General features: G+C 51.4%; 17 protein-coding genes. 5 read left to right on the top strand and 12 right to left on the bottom strand.

The features are described 5' to 3' along the window. Positions 1-105 precede the first annotated feature (105 nt). From BUA93_RS11100 to metH, 4 genes are all read left to right on the top strand, one after another. A complete protein-coding gene (locus tag BUA93_RS11100; RefSeq protein WP_072979376.1) occupies positions 106-483 on the top strand; it encodes a hypothetical protein in 378 nt (125 codons plus the stop codon). A gap of 10 nt (positions 484-493) precedes the next feature. Next, on the top strand, positions 494-1,096 hold the full coding sequence (locus tag BUA93_RS11095) for a hypothetical protein (protein ID WP_072979374.1): 603 nt from the start codon (positions 494-496) through the stop codon (positions 1,094-1,096). Next, positions 1,093-1,329, top strand: a complete 237-nt coding sequence (locus tag BUA93_RS11090) for a hypothetical protein (RefSeq protein WP_072979372.1) — start codon at positions 1,093-1,095, stop codon at positions 1,327-1,329. Before BUA93_RS11095 ends, BUA93_RS11090 begins: the two co-directional genes overlap by 4 nt. A gap of 154 nt (positions 1,330-1,483) precedes the next feature. Then, positions 1,484-5,140: a methionine synthase gene (gene metH, locus BUA93_RS11085; RefSeq protein ID WP_254793947.1), complete on the top strand. Its 3,657-nt coding sequence runs from the start codon at positions 1,484-1,486 to the stop codon at positions 5,138-5,140. Positions 5,141-5,187: 47 nt separating this feature from the next. On the opposite strand, the gene BUA93_RS11080 is transcribed toward metH, so the two are convergent. The 7 genes from BUA93_RS11080 to ileS form a co-directional block, all read right to left on the bottom strand. Then, positions 5,188-6,093 carry a flavodoxin gene (locus BUA93_RS11080; protein ID WP_072979370.1) on the bottom strand — a complete coding sequence of 302 codons (906 nt, stop codon included), beginning with the start codon at positions 6,091-6,093 and terminating at the stop codon, positions 5,188-5,190. Positions 6,094-6,129: 36 nt separating this feature from the next. Beyond that, a complete protein-coding gene (locus tag BUA93_RS11075; protein ID WP_072979368.1) occupies positions 6,130-6,669 on the bottom strand; it encodes a hypothetical protein in 540 nt (179 codons plus the stop codon). A gap of 463 nt (positions 6,670-7,132) precedes the next feature. Then, complete coding sequence (locus BUA93_RS11070) at positions 7,133-7,762, bottom strand: hypothetical protein (RefSeq protein ID WP_072979366.1); 630 nt, start codon at positions 7,760-7,762, stop codon at positions 7,133-7,135. A gap of 11 nt (positions 7,763-7,773) precedes the next feature. Next, positions 7,774-8,646, bottom strand: a complete 873-nt coding sequence (locus tag BUA93_RS11065; RefSeq protein ID WP_072979364.1) for a hypothetical protein — start codon at positions 8,644-8,646, stop codon at positions 7,774-7,776. Positions 8,647-8,694: 48 nt separating this feature from the next. Beyond that, the gene (locus BUA93_RS11060; RefSeq protein ID WP_072979362.1) at positions 8,695-9,648 is read right to left on the bottom strand and encodes a hypothetical protein; all 954 of its coding nucleotides are present in this window, start codon (positions 9,646-9,648) and stop codon (positions 8,695-8,697) included. A 228-nt stretch (positions 9,649-9,876) separates the two neighbouring features. Continuing rightward, positions 9,877-11,424, bottom strand: a complete 1,548-nt coding sequence (locus tag BUA93_RS11055) for an ATP-binding protein (RefSeq protein ID WP_072979360.1) — start codon at positions 11,422-11,424, stop codon at positions 9,877-9,879. Between the two features lie 252 nt (positions 11,425-11,676). Continuing rightward, positions 11,677-14,865: an isoleucine--tRNA ligase gene (ileS, locus tag BUA93_RS11050; RefSeq protein WP_254793946.1), complete on the bottom strand. Its 3,189-nt coding sequence runs from the start codon at positions 14,863-14,865 to the stop codon at positions 11,677-11,679. A 402-nt stretch (positions 14,866-15,267) separates the two neighbouring features. Between ileS and BUA93_RS11045 the strand changes: the two genes are divergently transcribed. Further along, positions 15,268-16,659 (top strand): sugar porter family MFS transporter, encoded by a 1,392-nt coding sequence (locus BUA93_RS11045; RefSeq protein ID WP_072979358.1) that lies wholly within the window; start codon positions 15,268-15,270, stop codon positions 16,657-16,659. Between the two features lie 61 nt (positions 16,660-16,720). Here the strand turns inward: BUA93_RS11045 and BUA93_RS11040 are convergent, their stop codons facing one another. The 5 genes from BUA93_RS11040 to BUA93_RS11020 are packed head-to-tail and all read right to left on the bottom strand — an operon-like array spanning position 16,721 to position 23,123. Beyond that, the gene (locus tag BUA93_RS11040) at positions 16,721-17,905 is read right to left on the bottom strand and encodes an acyltransferase family protein (protein WP_072979356.1); all 1,185 of its coding nucleotides are present in this window, start codon (positions 17,903-17,905) and stop codon (positions 16,721-16,723) included. A gap of 42 nt (positions 17,906-17,947) precedes the next feature. Then, positions 17,948-19,030, bottom strand: a complete 1,083-nt coding sequence (locus BUA93_RS11035) for a hemolysin family protein (protein ID WP_072979354.1) — start codon at positions 19,028-19,030, stop codon at positions 17,948-17,950. Beyond that, the gene (gene sppA / locus BUA93_RS11030; protein ID WP_072979553.1) at positions 19,030-21,390 is read right to left on the bottom strand and encodes a signal peptide peptidase SppA; all 2,361 of its coding nucleotides are present in this window, start codon (positions 21,388-21,390) and stop codon (positions 19,030-19,032) included. The genes BUA93_RS11035 and sppA overlap by 1 nt, the downstream gene beginning before the upstream one ends. Beyond that, a complete protein-coding gene (locus tag BUA93_RS11025; RefSeq protein ID WP_083597369.1) occupies positions 21,380-22,327 on the bottom strand; it encodes a Gfo/Idh/MocA family protein in 948 nt (315 codons plus the stop codon). Before BUA93_RS11025 ends, sppA begins: the two co-directional genes overlap by 11 nt. Beyond that, the gene (locus BUA93_RS11020) at positions 22,305-23,123 is read right to left on the bottom strand and encodes a hypothetical protein (RefSeq protein ID WP_139257998.1); all 819 of its coding nucleotides are present in this window, start codon (positions 23,121-23,123) and stop codon (positions 22,305-22,307) included. Before BUA93_RS11020 ends, BUA93_RS11025 begins: the two co-directional genes overlap by 23 nt. Positions 23,124-23,129: the final 6 nt, after the last annotated feature.

Below are 23,129 nucleotides of genomic sequence, written 5' to 3'. Positions count from 1 at the left end.
GGCCGGTAATTTCCACATTACCGGCCGCCATTTCCGCTTACATCCACGGACCAACGGTCCTGCGACCAAATTACACACAAACTATCAAAACAAAGGTTTAACCATATGAAATTACATGAAGAAATTTTTATCAAGAATGAACAGGGCAAAATCAACCACCTAATCATGCAATCCAACGAACGCAACACAGTTTCTTTCAAGGAAGCCCTGATGCGCATCAACTCCAACTACGAAAAGGCCCTGAATGGCATCGGGATGTACCGCTTTGAGCGAGGACGTTTCTGCTTTGAAACCGGATTTGTCACGAACCTCGGTGAAAAAATCGTCTGCTACTGCGAACCCAATCGCTACGTCAAAGGCCAAGCATTCTGTATCGGCTTCGGGAAGGCGGCAACCTACGGCCTTGACCTATCCGAGGCAATCATTCCCAAAACGAGTTTCATTGACAAGCTTGTCCGCGTACTTCACGTACGCATTTTCTAGGAGATTGGGTATGACCACTAAGCAATTCGCAAACCTGCTCCCTCCCGACTACAAAATACTTAAGCAAGGTCGTGGCAAGTCCACTTGGTTCGTTCGCCAATCCAAGCAATCCTGCATAATGGCCGTTATTGAAAAAAATACGACAAAAACATTCCTACCCGAAAAGCACTTTCGAGATGATGTTTTCTGGCTTGCAAGATTCGAGAACGACAACACATGCTTCGTTGATTTCCGTGATGTAGCCATTGGCTCTACGCTATGCCGCTACTACCTCACCAAAGAGAACGACGAAGCAGTCCATTACACCCTGATAATGGATGTTTTCCACGAAGGACAAGCCTTTCAACTGTTCGCTTCCGGTGATGAGCTCGGTGAAGCATCCCTACGTCGGACCCAACCGAAAAAATGCTACAAGGAAGTCGTCTTAAAAGCCTTTGGTTCCAAAAACTCAACAACATCATTCAACCTCATGGATAGAGAACCTAGAAAAGGTTGCTGTTACACGATTGGCGAAGACCCCTTCTACGATGAATTCTTTCCAGAGCATCCCTTGACCCAGCTAAGGGCTTTAGCGAAAGCGATTTTAAAAAGCATCGCAAAGGAGGCCACATGAGCAAAGCCAATGCAAATCCAGATATAATATTCCCTAATAGTGGATGGATCATCGAATGCACCAACATCGGTAGCCTTGAAGAGGTATTAAGTTCGCTACGCGACTTTACCAAGAATCTTGAACTCGCTGCAGGCGAACGCCCCGACAAACGGATAGGCATTCACTGTCGTGCAGGACAATTAAACCTCATAAAAGTACCGACTTTAAAGGAGGTCAACGACCGTATTGGCTAATCTTTAAAAGTTTGTGTTGTGGTAAAGTGGAACCGGGGTGCCGCGAGGTGCCCCGGTTTTTACATATCCCGCTTGAAAAGTCCATCGGCATTTCCTATCTTTTATGCATAAAACTAAATAAACGCATAAAACGTAAAATACGGCGGTTCGTGCAATGGACAAGAAAATGACTCTACGCGAAGCTTTTGAAAGCAAGATGATGCTGCTCGACGGCGGCATGGGTTCTGTCATTCAGACTTACGGAATCAAGGGCGCGAACAACGACATGCTCTCTATCGAAAAGCCGGATATCATTCTTGATATCCAGCGTCGATACGTGGATGCGGGCGTAGATTGCCTCACCACGAATACCTTCTCGAGCCAGCGCGTAAGCCAGCACGAATACCACCAGGAACACCGCATTGCCGAAATGAACCGCGCCGCGGTGAAGATTGCGAAGCAGGCGGCGGCAGAGGCCATGGAAAAGTACGGCCGCCAGGTGTACATCCTGGGTGACGTGGGCCCCACGAGCAAAATGCTTTCGATGAGCGAAGACGTGAACGATCCCGCGAGCCGTAGCATTACTTTCGACGAACTGGAAGACGCCTACCTGGAACAGATCCAGGTGCTGGTGGAAGAAGGCGTCGATGCGATTCTGATTGAAACGATTTTTGATACGCTGAACGCAAAAGCCGCCGCAAGCGCATTTACCAAAGTGATGGAAAAACGCGCTGCAGCCAAGGTCCCTGAGCTTGCCGAAGGGTCCGCGGTTGCCGACCTCAAGCCGGTTGAAGTCATGTTTTCGATGACGGTGAGCGACGCCTCGGGCCGTACACTTTCGGGCCAGACGGTAGAAGCGTTCGCCGTGAGCGTGATGCACATGCATCCGCTTTCGATTGGCCTGAACTGCGGTCTCGGTGCCGACGGCATGGTGCCGTACCTGCGCCGCATGGGCAAGGTCGCGCCCTGCTACATTAGCTGTCACCCGAATGCGGGGCTCCCGAACCAGTTCGGCGGTTACGACGATACGCCCGAAGACATGGTGCGCCTGATGGGCGTTTACCTGGATGACAAACTAGTGAACATGATTGGCGGTTGCTGCGGTACCACACCGGAACACATCGCCGCCATGCGCAAGATGCTTGACGCCCTGCCGGCCGATTACGAACGCCGTAAGCCAGCACCCAAGTATGCGACGAGCCCGCTGCTCCGCCTCGCCGGTTTGGAACCGCTGTTCAAGGAACAGGTGCGCCCGAGCAACGGCGCCGACAGCTGCAACGCCGAAGATTTTGTGAAGGTGGGCGAACGCTGCAACGTGGCGGGCTCCAAGAAGTTCCTGCGACTCATCAACGAAAAAAATTACGAAGAAGCTCTCGACATCGCTCGTAAGCAAGTCGAAGACGGCGCCGACGTGATCGACGTGAACATGGACGACGGTCTCTTGGATGCTACCGCTGAAATGCAGACCTTCTTGAACTTGCTCGCTTCGGACCCCGCCATCAGCCGCGTGCCCATCATGGTGGACTCTTCCCGGTTCGAAGTCATCGAAGCGGGCCTCAAGTGCGCCCAGGGCAAGTGCATCGTGAACTCTATCTCACTCAAGATGGGTGAACAAGCTTTCATCGATCACGCGCGCACCATCAAGCGACTCGGCGGTGCGGTCATCGTGATGCTCTTTGACGAAGAAGGCCAGGCCACCAACTACGAGCGCCGCGTACAAATTGCCGCCCGCGCTTACGACATCATGGTCAAAAAGCTCGGCTTCGATCCTTCTGACATCATTTACGATCCGAACGTTTTGACTGTCGCTACGGGCATGGCGGAACACAACGCTTACGCCATTGACTTTATCCGTGCGGTCCGCTGGATTATGGACAACTTGCCCGGCGTGCGCATCTCGGGCGGTCTTTCGAACCTTTCCTTCGCCTTCCGCGGCAATAACTACCTGCGCGAAGCGATGCATACCACCTTCCTGCATTACGCGATTCCGAACGGCATGGGCATGGCCATCATGAACCCGAGCGCGATTATCGAATACAAGACGATTCCGCTGGAACTCCGCATGGCCATTACCGAAGTCATCTACAACACGGAACCGGATGCGAGCGAAGCGCTCATTGAAATTGCAAGCCGCATGACCGCGGCCGCCGCTGCCGCCAAGGAAGCAGGCACCAAATACGACCCGAAGGCAATTTTCGCCATGAGCACAGGCGCGAGCTCTTCTGACGACAACGCCAGCGCTGCCGCCGAAGCCAAGCCCACCACCCCCGAAGAACGCCTGCAAGAAGCCTTACTCAAGGGAACTTCTACAACGCTTCAGCCCGACCTGATGGAACTCATCAACCGTGGCGATAGCCCGGTGGGAATCATCTCTGGCCCGCTCATGGACGGCATGAACGAAGTGGGCCGTCGCTTCGGCGAAGGCAAGATGTTCTTGCCGCAGGTGGTAAAAACCGCACGCACCATGAAGAAGGCGGTGGAAATTTTGCAGCCCTACATCGAGGCGGGCAAGGACGCCAATGCTTCTAACCGCGGAAAAATCGTGATTGCGACCGTGAAGGGCGACGTGCACGATATCGGCAAGAACATCGTCTCCGTGATTATGGCCTGTAACGGCTACGAGATGGTGGACCTCGGCGTGATGGTTCCCGAAGACGTCATCGTGAAAGCGGTCATCGAGAACAAGGCCGATATATTGAGCCTCTCCGGGCTGATTACGCCCTCGCTCGAAGAAATGTGCACTGTGGCGAAGGCCATGCAAGATGCAGGCCAGCGCATCCCGATTATCGTCGGCGGTGCCACCACCTCGCCCACGCACACGGCCGTAAAGATTGCTCCGTGCTACGACGGCCCCGTATTCCACGTGCGCGATGCCGCCAGCAACCCGGGCCTCGTGCAAAAGCTCTTGGACCCCGCGACAAGCGAAGCTACGATTCAAGAAAACCGGGCCGAGCAGCAGCGCATTCGCGACAAACAGAACGGCATCCAGACCGAAGCCGCAAGCGCCAAAACGACCGTCGAACGCCGTTTCCAGTACGACTGGAGCAAATACCAGCCGGTACAGCCGCCGTTCATGGGCGAAAGCAAGCTCCCGCCGATTCCTATCGAAAAGATTATCCCGCTCATCAGCTGGGAATACTTCTTCTTCACTTGGAAAATCAAGCCAGACGAAGAAGAGGCGAAAAAACTTAAGGCCGACGCCGAAGCGCTCATCAAGTCGCTCACAAAGCCCGAATACGCACTCCGTGCCGTGCAGGCGTTCTACCCTGCCGCCGGTACGGAAAATTCCATCAGGTTCAACACGGGCCGTACCGGCACCGACTCCGACCTTGTCGAAGTCGCCACAGCACGCCAGCAGAACCCCGAAGGCACCTGTCTCGCCCTCTGCGACTACGTAGCCCCTGCCAACGCGAACACCGCAAGCATCTTCGCTGCTCCCGCCGGTAAAGATGTTTTCCGCGACATCGTAGGTGCCTTCGCCGTCACCGTGAGCGACGCCTTCGTGAAGCGTCTCGAAAAGCTCAAAGCCGAACAGGGCGGCAGCGACTACGACGTTCTCCTGATGCAGACTGTCGCCGACCGCCTCGCCGAAGCAGGCGCCGAATACCTAAGCCAGGAACTCGCGCGCACCAACAGCTGGAAGGGCATCCGCCCGGCCGTCGGATACCCCGTGCTACCGAACATCAAGGAAATCTTCAACGTCGCGAAACTCATCGACTTCGAAAGTGTCGGAATATCGCTCACCGAGAACGGCGCCATGTACCCGCAAGCCTCCGTAAGCGGCCTCTACATCAGCCACCCCGAAATCGACTACTTCCACGTGAAGGCGTAAAAAAAGCGGGATTCAAGCCCGCTTTCTTTTATTTCCAATGACGATTTCTACTTTTCAACGACAATCAGTTCAGCCGCACCGCGACCCGGGAGCGGCTTAAATATTTTCACGTATGTCTGAGTGGCTGGCCCACCGAAGGCCTTCATTTCGCAAACGAACAAGTAATTCGTGCCGGCCACAATCTGCGTCGCGACACTCAGCGGCTTGAGGCTCAAGTAGGCGTAATCCTTGGTCGCCTCGGCAAAGACCGCAGAATCTTCCGCAGTAAGCGGGCGCTGTTCCGAGTAGCCGCCCAGAAGCATTTCGTCAGTCTTACCGGCTTCCAGATTCCCAAAGAAGGCCTCGACTTCACCCGCGGCCACTTCGGCGCCATTTTCCGCCGTGATTCGCTTGTTCGAAATTCCATAAGCTAGCGTCACGTTCGCATTCGGTTCAAGAGTCTTGAGTTCTGCAGCGCTCGCCTTGCGGCCTCCGCTACCGTACGTGCAGAACGGCACCACAACCTTGCCACTCAAGTCGTTTGAATCGAGGAAGGTGTAAATCGGCGGAGCGAAACTCCCGAACATGATCGGATACCCCAAGTACACCGTATCGTACTTGGCGAGATCCACCTTCGCATTTTCAAGAGCAGGCCACAGCTTGCTTTCACGTTCGGCACCAACCGCGGCAACAGTGCTGTCGTAAGTCGAGGGGTACGGTTTTACAAGTTTAAGTTCCACCGCTTCGGCGTTCTTCGCCTTCTGGAAAATTTCGGCGAGTTTCTTGGTTGCTCCATTCTGCGAATAGTACACCACCACTGACTTCGTGGGAGCCGGCGTAGGTGCAGGCGTCGCCACCTCAGCGACATCCTTTTTCATCTCGGTTTTAGACTCCTGCTCGTTGCACGCAGCAAACATCACAGACAGGCTAATAGCCGAGGCCGTAGCAAGAACCCATTTAAAATTACGGAACATATCACCTCCGATTTTTAGTGTTGTTTTTGCGAACCTTTAACGCACAATAAGGCCGCAGTCGCCCTTGAATCGCCCAGAAATGTAGGCCGTTCCATTACGCGTTTCACAAGTTTCACTGTAGCTGTCGCCACAATCTTCGACGACTTCCGCCTTAAAGCTGGAATAGCAGCCTTCAACAGTCGCATGGTCTTCGTAGCACTGATCCATCCACATGTTCAACGCCGAAGTGTCGCATTCCGCCATCGGCAAGCAAAGCGTCGTCACGCCCGTGATAATCGCCATCGGGTAGTAGCTCGTCTGCGTCACCAGAGTAAATTTGCAAAGAGTCGTCGGCAGGGCCTCGCTAGAAGAACTTTCTTCAATCGCCGAGGACATCTCCGCCGAAGAAATTCCCGGCAACGCTTCAGATGAATACAGCGCATCACCAGGCTGCGGAGTCACCTCTGTAGAAGAACTCAAAGCGGCATTATCCGTATTCGGCGCTGTAGAACTATCGTCATCACAAGCAGCCAAAAGACTTCCGGCAAGCAGGGCAACCGACAACATTCCAGCGAAATTCAAAACCATCTTGTTCATAAAAGCCTCCTATGAAAATTTGTGTTAAATATAGATTTCTGCGCAAACAAGAAAAACGCCCCTCCCATAGGAAAGAGCGTTTCTCAGATTTTTTCACTTTAGCGCTTTGGCAAGCTCAGCGATCTTTGCTATGCCTTAACCGTCGTGATGCTGAAGGCTGTACTCTTCGAGCACCAACTGCTGCGGCTCGGTCATGCCCGTGCAAGCACGGTCGCGACTCTCGCCTTACACATTTGTCGTCTCCGAGGAACTTCATTTCGCGAACGTTGAGTTCTTCTTTTTTAGGGCGTTCCCCACCTTGGTGGCCATGCGCACTAAACAACAAGTTGTTAAGTGCTGTCCGCCCACTTCGTGGGTCGGGCTATATTTTATGGGTTGCCCGGTTCACTCCGTTCCCGCCCAACCTCATAAAACGGCGCCTCAGCGCCGCCCCAAGGGGTCACTATCCCTAACGCAAATGTGTTCACCCACCCAATGTTTTCATGAAAATACGTTCAACATCCAAGAAGTTTTTACTCTTTCCCAAAATAACTCTGGCTTCGCTATTTGCGTCTAATAAAACAATTATAGGATAAGAAAGCATATCTATTGGAACAATCACTATAAACTTATGGTCTTTGTCACTAATAGTGTATATATGGGAATTTCCTTTTTTCCCCTCTTTTTCGATTAAAGAAGAAAATTCAAGATAGCCGCCTTTTATATCTATTTTCTTTCCATCTCCAAAAAATGGAATTCCTGTCATTTCCGAAAACTGAACTTTGAAGGGGACACCATGAAAAGCGTAAAATAATTCGGCTGCCTGATAGGCTCGAAAACCCTCTTGATAATCAGCTTCTGATCGAGCTGCATTAAGTAGGGCTTTCATATTTTTGAGATTATTTTCTATTTCCCCACGAAGATTCGTCTGCTTATACAAAGCCGTTGATTCGGGATTGATTATTTCAGAGCACTTGACATCATCACAAAGAGCTGAGTACTCAAAATCAAAAGATTCCAATGTTTTTGTTTCCATACAAGAAGATAAAAGCATCACAAAACATACAGCCGCTCCCTTTTGCAAACAGCTCTTAACATTAATCAACATAATCATCCTGCATCATATTATTTTTCATTCTCTTTTTCTACGCTAATTTCTTTGTCATTCCGCCTTTCTTTTTGTTTATTTTGGGAACTTTTTTTCTTTGCAGAATCTCCAAGATTTTTTAGTCCAAACAACACAATAAACGGAAGAATCAACAAATTAATTAATCCTGCCGCAACCATAAACCAAAACGTGATTGTAAAATAGTGAATCCTGCAAATAAACAGCATTACAACAAACATAATTAGAGTTATCAAAGTTATGACAAAACTTCCTCCTGAAGCTTTGGCAAAAAAGACCGAATCCGAATTTTTCCCCATTTCTTCAAAAATCGTCTGCTTTTGATTCGTTATATGTCCCCACATATCTGCAATTGCAAAAATACCAATGCCAATTATGAAAAAGTCAACCGCCATCGTCACAAGAAGACTTAGATTGCTTAGAATCGGATGATTATAGTAATTTAAAGCAATTGCAATCGCAACAGCCACCACTACAAACCAAGTACATCCATGAATAGCCGTAAATATAGATGTCTTCTCAGGGGCTTTTGCCTGAGAAATTTCGGCATCTTTTTTCTGTTCAACAGAAGATGATGTTTTCACTTCTTTCTTTTCGACCTTAGGCTGTTCTTTCTTTCCTTCGAACAAAATTGGAATTCTAATGCCGTATGTTTTTTCAATTTTTTGACCCACTGCGATATCAAATTCCGTTGGCTTCACGACATCTTCCGAAAAGTCAGATAGAGCATACCGACTATTGCGAGCATACATCATTGACTTCATTGCGACTACTTGATCGGCATCATGGTCTGCAACATTCTTTTTCAAGTATTCGTAATACTCGCCATGTTCATATGGAGAACATTCAATCAAATGCAACGCAACATTCACGCGTTCTGTTTCGGGAATTCGATTTTTTAAAAGATTAAGAAAAATGGATCAATACTCTTTCTGTTTACCTTCATTGAATAAATTACCCAAATCATCAGGATCCATAAAATCGTAATCTACCAACTTTTGAACGAACACCTTTCCAAAAGAGTAAATTCCATCATAAACAAGTTCAAGATAATCATCAATAAGATCTTCATTGAAAAGTTCTTTAAGTTGTGTTTCTTGCGAAGTTTCATCAATTGCATTTGCAATACTATTGAATATGCTGTGTCCAATATCGGATGCCATATTCAAAGCACCTGCAGCAACAAAACCTTTCAAGGCGCCTTCCAAGCCAAATCCCCCGCCAACGACACGTCCACGTTCTTCTTTGCGGAATTCTCGATACAACTGCGTGTCTTGGTTCTTTTGTATGATTTCAACCATTGGAGCAATAAGCTCTTCCCATTCATCGTTGAAATTAAACGTATCTTCAAAATCTTTCTTTAGTTTACTTTCATCATAAGAGAAAAAGCCCTTATTGATAAAATCCTGGATAACCTGCTCTCCATAAGAACCGATAATAGCCAAAGCAAAGTTATCGCCGTTTTTTACAAATTGAATAGGAGTGAATTTTCTTGCAATAAGAAGAACTCTAGCAACCTCTCTGCCCTCCGAAGCCAACTTATGGTAATGCTTCAATATTTTTGCGATTTCAATCTGGTTGTCGGAAAAAGATAGGGTCTTTCCTTGAATTGAAAATTCCATGATAGCTGACTCCTTTGATGTATCAAGCCGTTTAAGTTTATGATTTGGCGAGATTATGTCTTGTTCCACTCGGAAGCCAAGCCAATTTTCGAGAGAATACAAAAAAAGGCGCAGATCGTTGCATTTACCTAGATGAGGCTGTGCATGCCTAATAACCGATAAACACAAACGACCCACGCCCCAAAAGGGCTGTTGCCCTTGGTCTATACGACCAAAGACCGACCAAAAAGTCGGTACGACAAACTGAAGCATACCGCAAAAACGGCATACCTGCGTGAGCGTTCGTCTTGTCCTCGGTTATTTGAAATTTGCACATTTCATCTAGAGAACAAGAGCAAAAACTCTTTTACTCTTTAAAAAATAACATAAAAACGAGAAAAAAGTCCTAAAAGTTTACAAAAACGAGCGTTTTTGCCATAAAAAAGGCGAATTTGGAGCAAATTGTAAAGGAAAAGGGCTGTTCCAAGTTGTAATGGGGGCTTAATCATCCCGTTCGCCATGCGACGTGATGTATTTGCGGTTTGGATCATGGGAAGCCGTGGTAGTCGGGCGAAGCATACCCATCATAACCAATTTGGTAGTATATTGCTGACGGGTCTTTGTTTGATTTTTCACGCCTAACATGTCCAAAATTTCTTGTGCCGTTCGGGGCATTTCATTGCAAAATTCCAGTACCTTTTGCTGCTTGGCAGTAAGACGCATTTTATCACCTTTTCCACCATGCTTGGTTACTTCCCCGCCTAAGTTGGTTACTTTTTTGTCAAGGTTGGTTACCTTTTCGCTGGAGTTGGTTACTTTTTCATCGGGGTCTGACACCTTTGTCTTACGATATATGACCGTGCGGAAGTCTTCTGCCTGGTAAAATTCCGGTGTCTGGAGACCATATTGTTCACAGGCCGCTATCAAATCGGTCGTTCCTGTTCCCAAATGCTCAATATAGCCGGCAAGGAACAACGGGTGCGCAATGACGGGATTTGTGGGCTCAGACGAATGCATTTCACGCAGTTTCTGTACAGTAAAACCATCGGGAAGCCGTCCAGGGTTCCAAATCTCGACACGATCACGAAAAAGCATCACCTGCACGCTGGCATTGCTGGTATAGTCACGATGCGCAACGGCATTGGCAATAGCTTCTGCCACGGCACTTTCCGGCAATTCGTAATCCACAGGAGCATCCGCCGAATGGTCGCGAGTACCCACGCGAGCGTCTATACGCGACATTACGAAACCAACGGCCTTATCTATCATCTCAAAGAGCGAACCAGCGAACACTTGATAATTGCGGATGGGTTTTTCCACTTTTGTGCCATAGAACTGAGCGCAGCGAACCTCCGATGTGCGGAAGAACCGTTGCGGATCCTTGGCAAAAAGGAGTAGAGCTGAATTTGTCAAGCGACCGTCATCCGTCAATACATGTATGCCCGAAAAAATCTTTTCCATACCATCGGCAAATGTCAGCGGGAAATTGCGTTTTTCCTTTGCCCTGTTGATGAATGTCCGCACCCGCTCAGGGTCAATATCATCGTAAGTTGCAACCGGATGAGCCGCAGCATCAAAGGGAGCCTTACGAATGAATTCCTTTTGTTCCAGATAATCAATGAGGGAGTTGTAAACAGCAGTGCGCAGTTCTTCGTAGGTGGTAAAGCTGCGACGAACAAGTTCCTGCTCGACCTTCTTTACAAAAACTTGTTCCTTTGGCTCTCGCTTGGATTCAGTTCGCAACGTGTACACCAACCGATGTACAAAATGAGCCTTTGCTGTATCGTATTCACGTTCCGTGGGTGAAACGCCCTCAGAGTCCTCGTAGCCGTATTGCGTGCCGAAAATACCCAAATAAATATGGCTTTCGGCAGCTTGAGCAAGATACGCCTTTTGTGCAGAAACCTCGGATGCAGGCATATCCTCAAAAATAAACGGCACAAAGAATCGACCGAGCAGGGAATCCGTCCGGATATAATCGCACAAGAGTCGTCGTTCGCAAGCAAACTCTCGCTGAACACTGCTGATGAATACTTTTATATCACCCATTTTTCTCTCTTCAGATCATCTCTGTTCTTTCGTTTTGAAGATAGATAATTTTCAGAAAAAAGGAAACGGCGCTCCCACGGGGAACGCCATTTTTGATTTAAACCATTCTCTTTGATTAAGCCTTAACCGTCGTAAAGCTGAAAGGCTGTGCTCTTCGAGCACCAACTGCTGCGGCTCGGTCATGCCCGTGCAAGCACGGTCGCGACTCTCGCCTTTTGCAGTTGTCACCATCAGCGTCGTTGGCTTCGAGGCCTATCTCACTGTTTCGACAGCAACCTTTTCGCCGTCAGCATCAGTATCCTGCAAGCCTGTTGCAGAATCCTTCCACACGATAGCATCAGCCTGCGTCTCGCCCTTGATGTAAGATTCGTTTTCCTTCACAGCCTGCTTCAGCACTTCACTTTCAGAATAAAGTTCAATGCTGATACGGTCAGAGATTGCAAAGTTCTGATCCTTACGGCGGTTCTGGATGCGGTTCACGAGTTCGCGGGCCACGCAGGCGCGGCGGAGTTCGTCGGTAATCTTCAAGTCCAGAGCCACGGTGAAGTGCTGGTTGGCTTCCACGGCCATGCCATCGGCCACGATGCGGTTAAGCATCAGGCAATCGGCACCGACTTCACCGAAGTCGAACTTGATGGTTTCGCCATTCTGCAGAGCCTTGATTTCGTCAACCGAGAGGCTGTTGAGCTTGGCAGAAATCACCTTCATGTTCTTCGCGTAATCCGGGCCCTTCGCCTTGATGGCAAGGAAGTTCGGCTTGGCGGAAAGTTTCACGAGTTTCGTCTCATCTTCGAGGAACTTCATTTCGCGAACATTGAGTTCTTCGAGGATCAAGTCCTTCATCGTTTCAGCAACATTCTTTTCTTCGGTGCCATGAGCAACGACCGTCATGCTGGCAATCGGCATACGGTTCTTTACGTTGTTCGTAGCGCGAATCACGCGGCCCATTTCGACCATGCCACGCACCATGGCGATGCGTTCCACAAGCTTTTCGTCCATCAGGGACTTGTCGGCGCTCGGGAATTCGCAGAGGTGTACGCTCACCGGAGCGTTGGCATCGACTTCGCGAACGAGAATCTGGTAGATTTCTTCGGCGAGGAGCGGGAGGAACGGAGCGAGAATCTTGGAAAAGTCCACCAGCACCTTGTACATGGTGGCGTAGGCGGCATTCTTGTCGCCATCGTTTTCGCTCTTCCAGAAACGGCGACGGCTGCGGCGCACGTACCAGTTCGTGAGGTCATCCACCGCGGCAATCACGGCGGGCACCACGTTGTACAGGCGGTAAGCCTTCATTTCCACTTCGACCTTGGCGGCCAAATCCTGCAGCGTTGCAAGCATCCAGCGGTCAAGTTCGTTTTCGCTCTTGACTTCCTGACCCGGCTTCCAGTTGAGCTGGCCCTTGGCAGCGTCGGCGTTGTGGTTAGACACAAAGAATGCCACGGCGTTCCAGAGCGGCAACATCACCTGCTTCACGATGCCCTTCACGCCTTCTTCGCTGAAGCGGAGGTCTTCAGCCTTCAAAGCGGCGGAGTTGATCATGAACAAGCGAATTGCGTCGGCACCCGTGCGTTCGATGAGGTCGTTCGGGTCCGGGTAGTTGCGCTTGGACTTGCTCATCTTGGAACCGTCTTCGGCCAAGATGATACCGTTCACAATCACGTTCTTGAATGCGGGCTTTTGGAACAAAGCGTTAGAAAGCACCGTCAGCGTGTAGAACCAACCGCGGGTCTGGTCGAGGCCTTCGGCGATGAAGTCCGCCGGGAAGCTGCGTTCCACCAGTTCCTTGTTTTCGAACGGGTAATGGCGGCTGGCATACGGCATGGAGCCGGATTCGAACCAGCAGTCGAACACTTCAGGCGTGCGGCGGTAAACCTTGCCGTCCTTTTCAATGGTAAGCTTGTCCACAAAATGCTTGTGCAAGTCATCGAGCTTCACGCCAGTGAGTTGCTGCAATTCTTCGATGCTGCCCACGGCAATCATGTCGCCGTCGTCGCTGAGCCACACCGGAATCGGCGTACCCCAGAAGCGGTTACGGGAAAGGTTCCAGTCGCGGGCGCCTTCGAGCCACTTGCCAAAGCGTCCGTTCTTGATGTGGTCCGGCACCCAGTTCACGGTCTGGTTGTTTTCGACCATCCATTCCTTCAGAGTCTTGGTCACGCCGTCCTTGCTCGTGACAGGGGCGTCAATCTTCAGGAACCAAGTCTTGAGGGCGCGGTAAATCAGAGGAACGCCGGTACGCCAGCAGTGCGGGTAGCTATGGACAATCACGTCCTGCTTGAACACGCGGCCCTGTTCCTTGAAGTAGCGGATAATTTCCTTGTCGGCTTCCTTGGCACCCAGGCCCTTCCACATCGGGACCTTGTCGGTGAACTTGCCTTCGGTATCCAGCGGGTCGAAAAGGCCGAGGTCGAGTTCTGCGCCCTTCTGGAAGTCTTCTTCACCGAAGGATGGAGCGGTATGCACGGCGCCGGTACCGTCTTCGGTACTCACGTAGTCGGCCGGGTAAATCTTGTAGTGGCGGGACAGCTGGTCCGGCGTCACAAACGCATCGGAAATGCGGGAGAGCGGCTCGTAGTCCTTGCCCACGAGTTCGGAACCCTTGCAGGTATCCACGATGTTCGGGTTCTTGAAGTAGGCGGCGGTACGGCTTGCGGCAATCCAGTACTTCTTGCCGTCCTGTTCCACCAGGTTGTAGTCCATGTCCGGGCCCACAACGATGCAGAAGTTGGAGTAAAGCGTCCACGGGGTCGTCGTCCACACGAGGATGCTCGTATCCTTGAACTTGGGCTCGTTCGAGTTGATCGGGAAAATCAGCGTGAGTGACGGGTCCTGACGGTCCTTATAGCCCTGGTTCGTTTCGAAGTTCGAAAGCGGAGTGGCAAGCGCCGGGCTATACGGCTGGATGCGGTAGCCCTGGTAGATGAGGCCCTTGTCGAAGCACTGCTTGAACACCCACCACACAGATTCCATGAAGTTCTTGTCCATGGTCTTGTAGCCCTTGTCGAAGTCCACCCAGCGGCCCATGCGGCGCACCGTCTTCTTCCATTCGCTGGTGTACTTGAGCACCTTGCCGCGGCAGGTTTCGTTGAACTTGTCGACGCCGAGCTTCTGGATTTCGGCAACGCCCGCGAGACCGAGTTCGTTCTGCACGAGAGATTCAATCGGAAGGCCGTGGCAGTCCCAACCGAAACCGCGGGGAACCTTCTTGCCCTTCATGGTCCAGTAACGCGGAACGATATCCTTGATGGTACCGGCAAGCAAGTGACCGTAGTGCGGAAGGCCCGTTGCAAACGGAGGGCCATCGTAGAAAGTGTACGGTTCAGTTTCCGGACGGGAGTCCAGCGACTTCTTGAACGATTCATCCTTATCCCACAAGGTAAGAACTCGTTCCTCAATATCAGGGAACGTCTCGTTTTTATCTACTTCGCGAAACAAAGCCATTATAATAACCTCTATAAAATTTACGCGGGGAAATTTAGAAAAAACTGACTAAGAATTCAAAAGGGAAAGCACGCGCTCTTCGATTTGCGGGACAACTTCGCAAGCCGAGAGTCGCGGGAGACTGTTTACAGGCTCCCATGACCGAGGCGAAGAAGTTGGCGCTTGCGCAACGTCTCTTCTTTCTTTACTTCACGAAACATGGGTTACCTCTCGGCCTTCGGCCAGGCTGTGAGCCATGAGCGTGGAAACCTTCGGTTTCAAATGCGGCAAAAAATTCAATTATTCCAATCTAGATTATTCCAATTTGGAATAAAAAATTCCTTTTATTTTGATTATTTGATATGGCATTTTTGCGAACAAACAAATATATTGTTAGTCATAACCCATCCATACGGTATAGTTATGACAAATACAAATTCCAACCTCAGGCACATTGTCCTGATTACCCTCTCCGCAGCGATTGGCGGATTCCTATTCGGCTTTGACTCGTCCGTAATCAACGGTGCCAACGGGGCCCTGAAAGTTCACTTCAACGCAACGGATTATGAACTTGCCTGGTCCGTTTCGCTTGCGCTGATCGGTGCAGCCATCGGTGCATTTTTTGCAGGTAAAATCGCCGACGCCCTGGGCCGCGTGCGTTGCATGCTTTTCGCATCGGACCTTTTCGTTTTAAGCGCCATCGGTTCGGGCATTCCCTTCGGCATTCCTGACTTTATCATGTGGCGCGTCATCGGCGGTCTCGGCATCGGTATGGCAAGTATTATCGCCCCGATTTACATCGCCGAAACGGCACCCGCCCATTTGCGAGGGCGACTAGGGTCGATGCAACAGTTCGCCATCGTGATCGGTATCTTCGTGGCGCTGCTGTCGAACTACCTGATTGTACGCATCGCGGGGTCTGCAAACGCTCCCATGTTCGGCAACATCAAGGCCTGGCAGGTGATGTTCTGGGTCGAAGTCATTCCGGCCGTGATTTACGGTTATGCCGCCTGGAAACTTCCCGAATCGCCGCGTTACCTTGTCCGCAAGGGCTATCTTGACCAGGCCAAGAAAGTACTCGCCATGATCAACCCCGAAGGCATCGACAAAGAAGTCGAAACGATTCAGTCCACCTTTAAAAACAAGAAATCCGCCAAATTTACCGACATGCTCGAAATTATTGACGGCAAGGAAAAGGTTTCGCCGGTTCTGTGGGCTGGCCTCGGCCTCGCCATTTTGCAGCAGTTGGTAGGCATCAACGTGATTTTCTATTATGGGACAATGCTCTGGCAGAGTGTGGGCTTCGGTGAAAGCGACGCCTTCCTCACAAGCGTGATTTCGAGCGCAGTCAACTTGGTGATGACCGTGGTCGCAATTATGCTCATTGACAAGATTGGCCGAAAACCGCTCTTGTTGATTGGTAGTATCGGCATGGCAGTCACCTTGAGCACACTTACGCTCTGCTTCATGAGTGCGGGCGAAAGCGGAAGCCTCCCGGGACATGCCGCCATCATCGCCCTGATTGCAGCGAACCTCTACATCACCTTCTTCGCCGCAACGTGGGGACCGGTCATGTGGGTGATGCTCGGCGAAATGTTCAACAACCGCATCCGTACCATCGCGATTGCCATTTGCGGACTTGCCCAGTGGTTCGCGAACTTCGTGGTCACATGGACTTTCCCGGTGCTTACCGGCAAAGACGGTATCGGAGTCGGCCCCACCTACGCCATCTACTCGTTCTTCGCCATTTTCAGCATCTTCTTCGTGGCAAGGTTCATCAAGGAGACGAAGGGCAAGGAACTCGAAGAGATGTAACATTTTACTCCTGCACACAAAAAGCTCTCCGATTCGTTCGGAGAGCTTTTTTGCAGAACGCTTATTTGGTTGGCGGCGCGGTGGAAGAGGCTGCCTGCAGTTTTGCCTTCTGCTTTTTACGGCGCCACACCTTGAATTCGCTGTAGAGCGTGCTCACGGTGTAAATAAAGAGGAGCAGGAGGATCGTATTCTTCGGGCGGTTCAAGTTGCAAATGCCCCAGGCAATCGTGATGATCGGCAAGTGAATCAGATACGGGTAAAAGGACGCGCGTCCAATCTTGCGAACGATTCCAATGCAGAAGAAACTCGCCATGAAGCCCTCGCCCGTAAGGAGCGAAACCAGGAACAGTCCGTACAACATAATCGGGAGCGAATGGTGGAAGAAATAGTTGAAGCCGGGGTTCAGTTCCGGACGCATCAGGAAAAGGCTCCCGTAAATAGCAGCGAGCATCAGGAACTGCGCGGCACCGCTCATGAATCTCCGTTTCAAGAAATCGAAATGACCTTCCTTGAAGAGTCTGAAAAGCACCATGCCAAACAGGTATTCAAAAATTCGCACCGGCGCAAAAATGTGGAAGAAACGGTACTTGGCGTCGTAGCTGTCAAACCATAGATTATCCGAGAGGCCGAAGAAGGTCGCCCACAGAATACCCGGAATAAAGAGCGTTCCGAAAAGCACCCAGAGTGTGCGATCGCTCTGTTTGAAAAGCCAGCGGCTAAACCAGGGAGTCACCGCATAGCACACGAAGAAACTCGTCAATGACCACGATGGCTCATTCAGTTTCATGCCCAAATCAGGGACAATGGACCAGGTGAGCGAAAGGTGCAAGAAGAGGCTCCGCCACGGGTGTGTCATCTTGGCGAGGCCCGCCGCGGCGCAGTCACCTATTTCATTCAAGGCGGGCAAGTGCGTGTAGCCGCTGAACTTGAAGACAAGCACCACGAACATCAGGAGCGTCATGAAGAAATGCAGGCGGTAAAGCTTCGCGATTCGCGCAAACATAAAGGGGACTACCGGGATGCGGCGTTCTGGGTCGCTAAACTTGCTCGCGAAAAGGAAACCTGCCAGCACGTAGAAGATCCCCGCCGCAAAAGCCGGCGCATTGATAATGGGCATAACCCACTTGAAGTCCGCCATATAATTGAGCGCCGAGGAGCTACCCAAATGAAGCATCACGATGTTTATACTCGCTAAAAGACGGAGACCGTCAAGCGCAGGAAAGTAGTTAGGCTTTATTTTTTCCATAATAAAAAGTTGGCAGAACTTAGACCGCTTCGCTCTCAGAGCTTAGAGAGAAGAAAATGTTCTAAGTTCTAAGTTCTTTTGTTGTTGGCGGATGCGGGCGAGGGCCTTGGAGCGGCGGCGTGCTGTTTCCTGGAGGTCCACGTTTTCGTCGTATTCATCCACAATTTCGCGGCCGAGGATTTCTTCGAGTACGTCTTCGAGGCTCACGATGCCGGCAATGGCACCCCACTCATCGACAACACCCACGATATGCCCCCGCTGTTTCAAGAAACGGAGAAGCAGCTTGTCCAAAGTAAGACTGTCAGGAATAAGCTGCAGCGGCCGCATCATCTGTCGGAGCTTTACATCGCGGAGTCCTTCGGCGAGTTTGTTGTACGCGTCGCGGCGAAGCACAATTCCGATCCAGTTGTCCTTCCCCTTTTCGTAAAGCGGCACTCGCGAGAATGGCCAGTTACCGCGTTCATCCAACGTTTCGCCGATGGTAGAATCCGCCTTGAGCGAAAATACCACCTGGCGGGGCGTCATCACCTTGCGCACCGGCACCGATTTCAGCGCCAGGATATTCTTGATGACCAGGGACTGCTGACGGTCAATCACATCTTCGCGGAGGCCAAGGCTCACGAGGCTGTTGATGTCATCGATGCTCACGTCCTTCTTGTCTTCCTTTTCGCGGGTCCAATGCTTGGTGAGCGTAAGGCACAGCCAAATGACTCCCGTCCAAGAAAGAACGATGGTAATGTAGTAGAACGGAACGGCAACCAAGGGCGCCACGACTTTCGCCTGCTTGACGCCCAAAGTCTTCGGGGTAATTTCGCCGAACAGCAAAATTAAAATCGTCAAGACAATCGGGAGCGACACCTGCCCAATCGGAGGTAGATTCTTCACGGCAAGCGCCGTCGCCAAGGACGCGCCCACGGTATTCGCAATCGTATTCACCACCAGCACCGAAGCGATGTAGCGGTCGATATTTTCCTTCACGTGCACCATGTAGCGCGCGGTAAACTTTTTATGCTTCTGCAAAAAATCGATGATCGCAGGCGGGACACTATAGAACGACGCCTCCGTCACGGAGCAGAACGCCGAGATCGTAAGGCAACCGAGAACAGTCAAGACAATAGAAAGCATTATTCAACACCCAGTAACGACGATTCAAACAAGGCCGGTTCAATCGCCCAAAGTTGCGGACGGCCTAGATCATAAAGGTAGTCAGCCCAATCCGAGAAATCCGTCAGGTTCTTGCCTCCCAACTTGGCGCCGAACGCGGGCAACGTAAACGAATTTCCCGAGCCGAGCACCATCAAATCCACGTCGGTCGATTCGCCGATATGCGCCAACTGTTTTGCAGCGGCAATCGCATCGTCAATGCCGCCGAGATCATGCACCAGACCAGCCTGAAGCGCCTTGACGCCAATCATCACGCGACCGCCACCGTACGCCGTATCGACAGTTGCCTGCGGAATTCCCGTCGCCTTCGAGACAACTCCCGTAAAGCGATCGTAGAACTCATCCATATACTGCTGCAACGCCGCCTTTTCCGCATCACTCCAGGGGCGCGTAAAAGTCGTCGCATCCGCATACTCATGCGTCTTGACCGTTTCGGCCTTCAGCCCGATTTTCGACATCAGTCCCGACACATCGATCTTGCCGCCATAAATGCCGATGCTCCCGACAATCGCCATGGGCTCCGCCAAAATCCGGTCGCCCGCGCAGGCAATGTAGTAACCGCCCGAAGCCCCCATGTAGCCGATGCTTGAAACCACGGGAATTCCCTGTTCGCTCACATGGCGGAGTGCCGCCCAAATCTTGTCCGAAGCGATTGCGGAACCACCCGGCGAAGAAATGCGAACGATCAACGCCTCGGCACCCGTCGCGGGCAACTTGCGGAGAGATTCCAGAACGGAGCGTTCCATACGCGAATCGATCGTCCCGTCGATATTCAGGAGCGCGACCGATGCCCGGCGATTCCAGCTCTCGTTGAAAATCCGCTTGTCCGTCGGATACCAGGTGCGGTAAGATGCCTGCGGGTAATCGATGCCGAAGAACGTCTTGAGCGCATAAGAAGGAACCTGATCGAGGTAAAGCAGCGTATCGACGAGGCCCGCGCGCTTTGCGGCAGACGCCGTCACTAAAGGCTGTTTCGCCAGGGAATCCAGATGCGCATAAGCCTGGCTCATGGCCGCAGCGGAAGCCCTAGCGCCACCCGCATAGCGCATCGATATATAGGTCTGCATCGCCGTCCACAAGTCCGAATAAAGCGAATCCAGGTTGGAGCGGGATTCCGCAGACATCGAATCGGCCACGTAAGGTTCCACCGCCGACTTGAACTTGCCGTGACGCAGGAATTCCACCTTCACGCCGAGCTTGTCGAAAAGTCCCTTGTAAAAGAGCACGTTTCCGCCAAAACCGCGCCAGTTCATGTGCGCCGAAGGCTCCACCACGATGCGGTCCACATGCGCAGACGCCAATAATACCGCAGGGCGAATGTCATCCATATAGGCAATTACCTTGCCGCCACGGGCCTTGAGCTTTTGCACGTAGCGGTCAATTTCACTCGAAATACCGACATTGCCCTTGTACCCGGAAAAGTCCAAGATCACAAGCCCCGAGGCAGGGTCGCGCAACATGTGTTCGAATAAATTACGGACATGCCAAAGATAAATCGAATTCTTGCGGAAAAAGGCGAATTCGTCTTCGGTCTCGGAAACTTCAATATCAAGCGGAACGCGAATAATCTGCGCACTCAACGATGCTTCCGGATTACGTGCGCTGTGGTAGCCCCACGCAACACCCTTCGGCAACAGGTCGTCGTAGACATGCACCGCGACGTTATTGTAACCGCCGAAAGCCATCGAGAAGCTCAGCTGGTATTCATCGTCACCATAAAGCGGAATGCGGAGTCCCCAGCGGGCACCGTACATGCCCAGTTCCACCAGCAAGCGGTGATTTTCGAAATCCTCCACATCGTAGCTCACGCTCATCAGAGGCCCGAAACGAACCGTCGCGCCCAGGTTCTGTATACGGTCGGGAGCCTGCGGCCCCGTATAAAGTACATTGTCGCAGGAATAGCCCACAGAAAGGAAACTGAACGGGCGGATCATCACGCCGAGGTCCAAGCCCCATTCGGTGCCGGTAAAGTCAGCGCTGCGGAGAGCCGTGACGCGTTCACCGACAAAGATGCTGCGGTTCCACAAGTCGTTACCGTGCGTGAGGCTCCAGCGGGACAAATCCAAGTGATCGGGCCCCTGCGTGTAATCGAAGCCCGCCGCCCAATGGTCCAGATTGCCACCGATACGGAAGTTCTTGATGCCGTCATCGTAATCGTAGCTCACCAACGCACCCTTGGAATCAAAAGCGGTAAGCCCCGCCGGGTTGCCCCAAATACCGTGTTCATTTGCGAGCGACACAAAACCCGACTCGCCGGGAATATAGGCAAAGGCGAGCGCCGTGCAGAACCACAAAAGCGCAGGCACAAACTTATTTTGCATCGGATTCATCCGCTCTCCCCTTTCTGTACACTTCACCAATCAACGAAACCATTATGACCGCGTTGCAGGCGTCGTAAAAGTCTCCATACCAATCGTACTCGTGAACCTCGTCTTGCGCCGAATTCCTGTACGAGTTCAAATAATTTAGAAATGCCTGATGCTCCTTTTGCAGCGCATACGCCGGATTGCCGTTTCGATAGGCCCCCAGATCCAGTGATGTAGAAAGGCCGTTCATCGAAATTTCTACCATACGGGAATCCTTGGCGGAGTTTCGGTCTGCGATAAATTCAGCCTTGAGCGTCCTCAAGTCATAGAAAGCGTGGACACGGTCGTCAGACAATTCCTCGCAACGAAACGACTTGTACATCATGGCGTTCTTGTCGCCAAAGAAACTAAGCAAGTCCATGTCGTGAATCATCAGGTCGTATTCCACGGGGACATCGCGGTTGCGCGGCGAAAACCCATGCGTTCGCGTAAACTTGAAACTCACCGGGCCCGCATCTTTTTTCTGCAGATACCAATATTTCAAGTATTCCCGCATCTCCTTAAAAAAGACCGTTTTCGAAAAATTCTCGATCGCAGGGTTGTAACGTTCCGAATGGCCGACAAAGACAAACGCGTTCCGTTCAAGGGCAAGTTTCTGGTATTCCATCGCTGCAACAGCCGAGACGAAAACCGGCTTTTCCACAAGCACAGGGAGCTTTATGTCGATGCATTTTTTCACGTATTCATCGTGCGTTACCGCAGGAGACGCGACAATGGCAAAATCAGGAGCCAGGGCTCCGGCAGCGATTTGTTCAAACAGGGTTGCCGCCTCGGTTGCAGTGTCCACGACACCGATAAATTCTACACCGACTTCTTCGAACAGCCGCTTGTGCCGCTGCCCCATGGTACCGTTACCAATCAAGACCGCCTTATAGGAACAAGAACTTTGCATACAAACCTAAAGTGTGCCCCGTTTCCATCCCGAACAGGTACCCGCGATTCATCTCGTAGAAAAGGGCTACGCCGAGAGAGTTGCCGAACGAAGAAAAATAACGCGCCGCATCTAGGCGCATCTTGTACCCGCGATAAAGGTCATCCATATTGCGATATGGTTTCTGCAGACTCAAGTTTTCGGATTCCTGGATTCGCCAGCGGTACAGGAAAACATAGTCGAATTTCCAGCCCGAATGATCGTCACGATCCCACAGGAACTTCCACGAAATAGATCCCTTGAGGCCAAGCTCGTCGCCCGGCTGAAAGTCGCGTTCTTCGAGGAAAGTAAAGTATTCCGCCGCAGCACCGAGAGTCATGTTCCGCGAGAATTCATAGAGGCCAAAAGGCGAAACGCCCAGCCGATGGAAACGGTTCACGCGGGAACCTTCACGCGGCGGAAACCTCCAGCTGACATCGACGCCTGCAAACGGGAAAGGCGCCAGTTTCATGCCCAGGTACGATTCGTTGAGCCCGTTCACCTGCAAGTTCACCATCTCGTGAATCTGGTCGTGCGCCATCGTATTCCACTCGTAACTTACGAGTCGGTAGGCAAAATCCCCATAGATGCTAAAGCAGTTGCAGGGCGCATACTCCCCCGCCACATTGATATCGCCACTATAAACATCATCGCGGAGTTCCGCAATGGCCCCCAGCAGCACAAAACTTTCGGGAGCGCGCACCGGTGAAACCGTCTCGCGGGCAAAAAGCGAGAGGGGAACTAGCGGCAAAAACCAGAACAATCGTCGAAACAACATTCTCCT

Origin of the sequence: Fibrobacter sp. UWH4 (genome assembly GCF_900142475.1) — a bacterium.
Taxonomy (GTDB): Bacteria; Fibrobacterota; Fibrobacteria; order Fibrobacterales; family Fibrobacteraceae; genus Fibrobacter.
The sequence above is the reverse complement of the archived record's forward strand: the minus strand, read 5'-3'. Positions and strand labels throughout refer to the sequence as shown.

Coding starts and splice junctions, on each gene's coding strand:
- BUA93_RS11040 (WP_072979356.1), bottom strand. CDS start 17,905: ATGGAAAAAATAAAGCCTAACTACTTTCCTGCGCTTGACGGTCTCCGT.
- BUA93_RS11055 (WP_072979360.1), bottom strand. CDS start 11,424: ATGGGTGATATAAAAGTATTCATCAGCAGTGTTCAGCGAGAGTTTGCT.
- BUA93_RS11100 (WP_072979376.1), top strand. CDS start 106: ATGAAATTACATGAAGAAATTTTTATCAAGAATGAACAGGGCAAAATC.
- sppA (WP_072979553.1), bottom strand. CDS start 21,390: ATGCAAAATAAGTTTGTGCCTGCGCTTTTGTGGTTCTGCACGGCGCTC.
- BUA93_RS11020 (WP_139257998.1), bottom strand. CDS start 23,123: ATGTTGTTTCGACGATTGTTCTGGTTTTTGCCGCTAGTTCCCCTCTCG.
- BUA93_RS11035 (WP_072979354.1), bottom strand. CDS start 19,030: ATGCTTTCTATTGTCTTGACTGTTCTCGGTTGCCTTACGATCTCGGCG.
- BUA93_RS11075 (WP_072979368.1), bottom strand. CDS start 6,669: ATGAACAAGATGGTTTTGAATTTCGCTGGAATGTTGTCGGTTGCCCTG.
- BUA93_RS11095 (WP_072979374.1), top strand. CDS start 494: ATGACCACTAAGCAATTCGCAAACCTGCTCCCTCCCGACTACAAAATA.
- metH (WP_254793947.1), top strand. CDS start 1,484: ATGGACAAGAAAATGACTCTACGCGAAGCTTTTGAAAGCAAGATGATG.
- ileS (WP_254793946.1), bottom strand. CDS start 14,865: ATGGCTTTGTTTCGCGAAGTAGATAAAAACGAGACGTTCCCTGATATT.
- BUA93_RS11090 (WP_072979372.1), top strand. CDS start 1,093: ATGAGCAAAGCCAATGCAAATCCAGATATAATATTCCCTAATAGTGGA.
- BUA93_RS11060 (WP_072979362.1), bottom strand. CDS start 9,648: ATGCTTCAGTTTGTCGTACCGACTTTTTGGTCGGTCTTTGGTCGTATA.
- BUA93_RS11080 (WP_072979370.1), bottom strand. CDS start 6,093: ATGTTCCGTAATTTTAAATGGGTTCTTGCTACGGCCTCGGCTATTAGC.
- BUA93_RS11025 (WP_083597369.1), bottom strand. CDS start 22,327: ATGCAAAGTTCTTGTTCCTATAAGGCGGTCTTGATTGGTAACGGTACC.
- BUA93_RS11045 (WP_072979358.1), top strand. CDS start 15,268: ATGACAAATACAAATTCCAACCTCAGGCACATTGTCCTGATTACCCTC.
- BUA93_RS11070 (WP_072979366.1), bottom strand. CDS start 7,762: ATGATTATGTTGATTAATGTTAAGAGCTGTTTGCAAAAGGGAGCGGCT.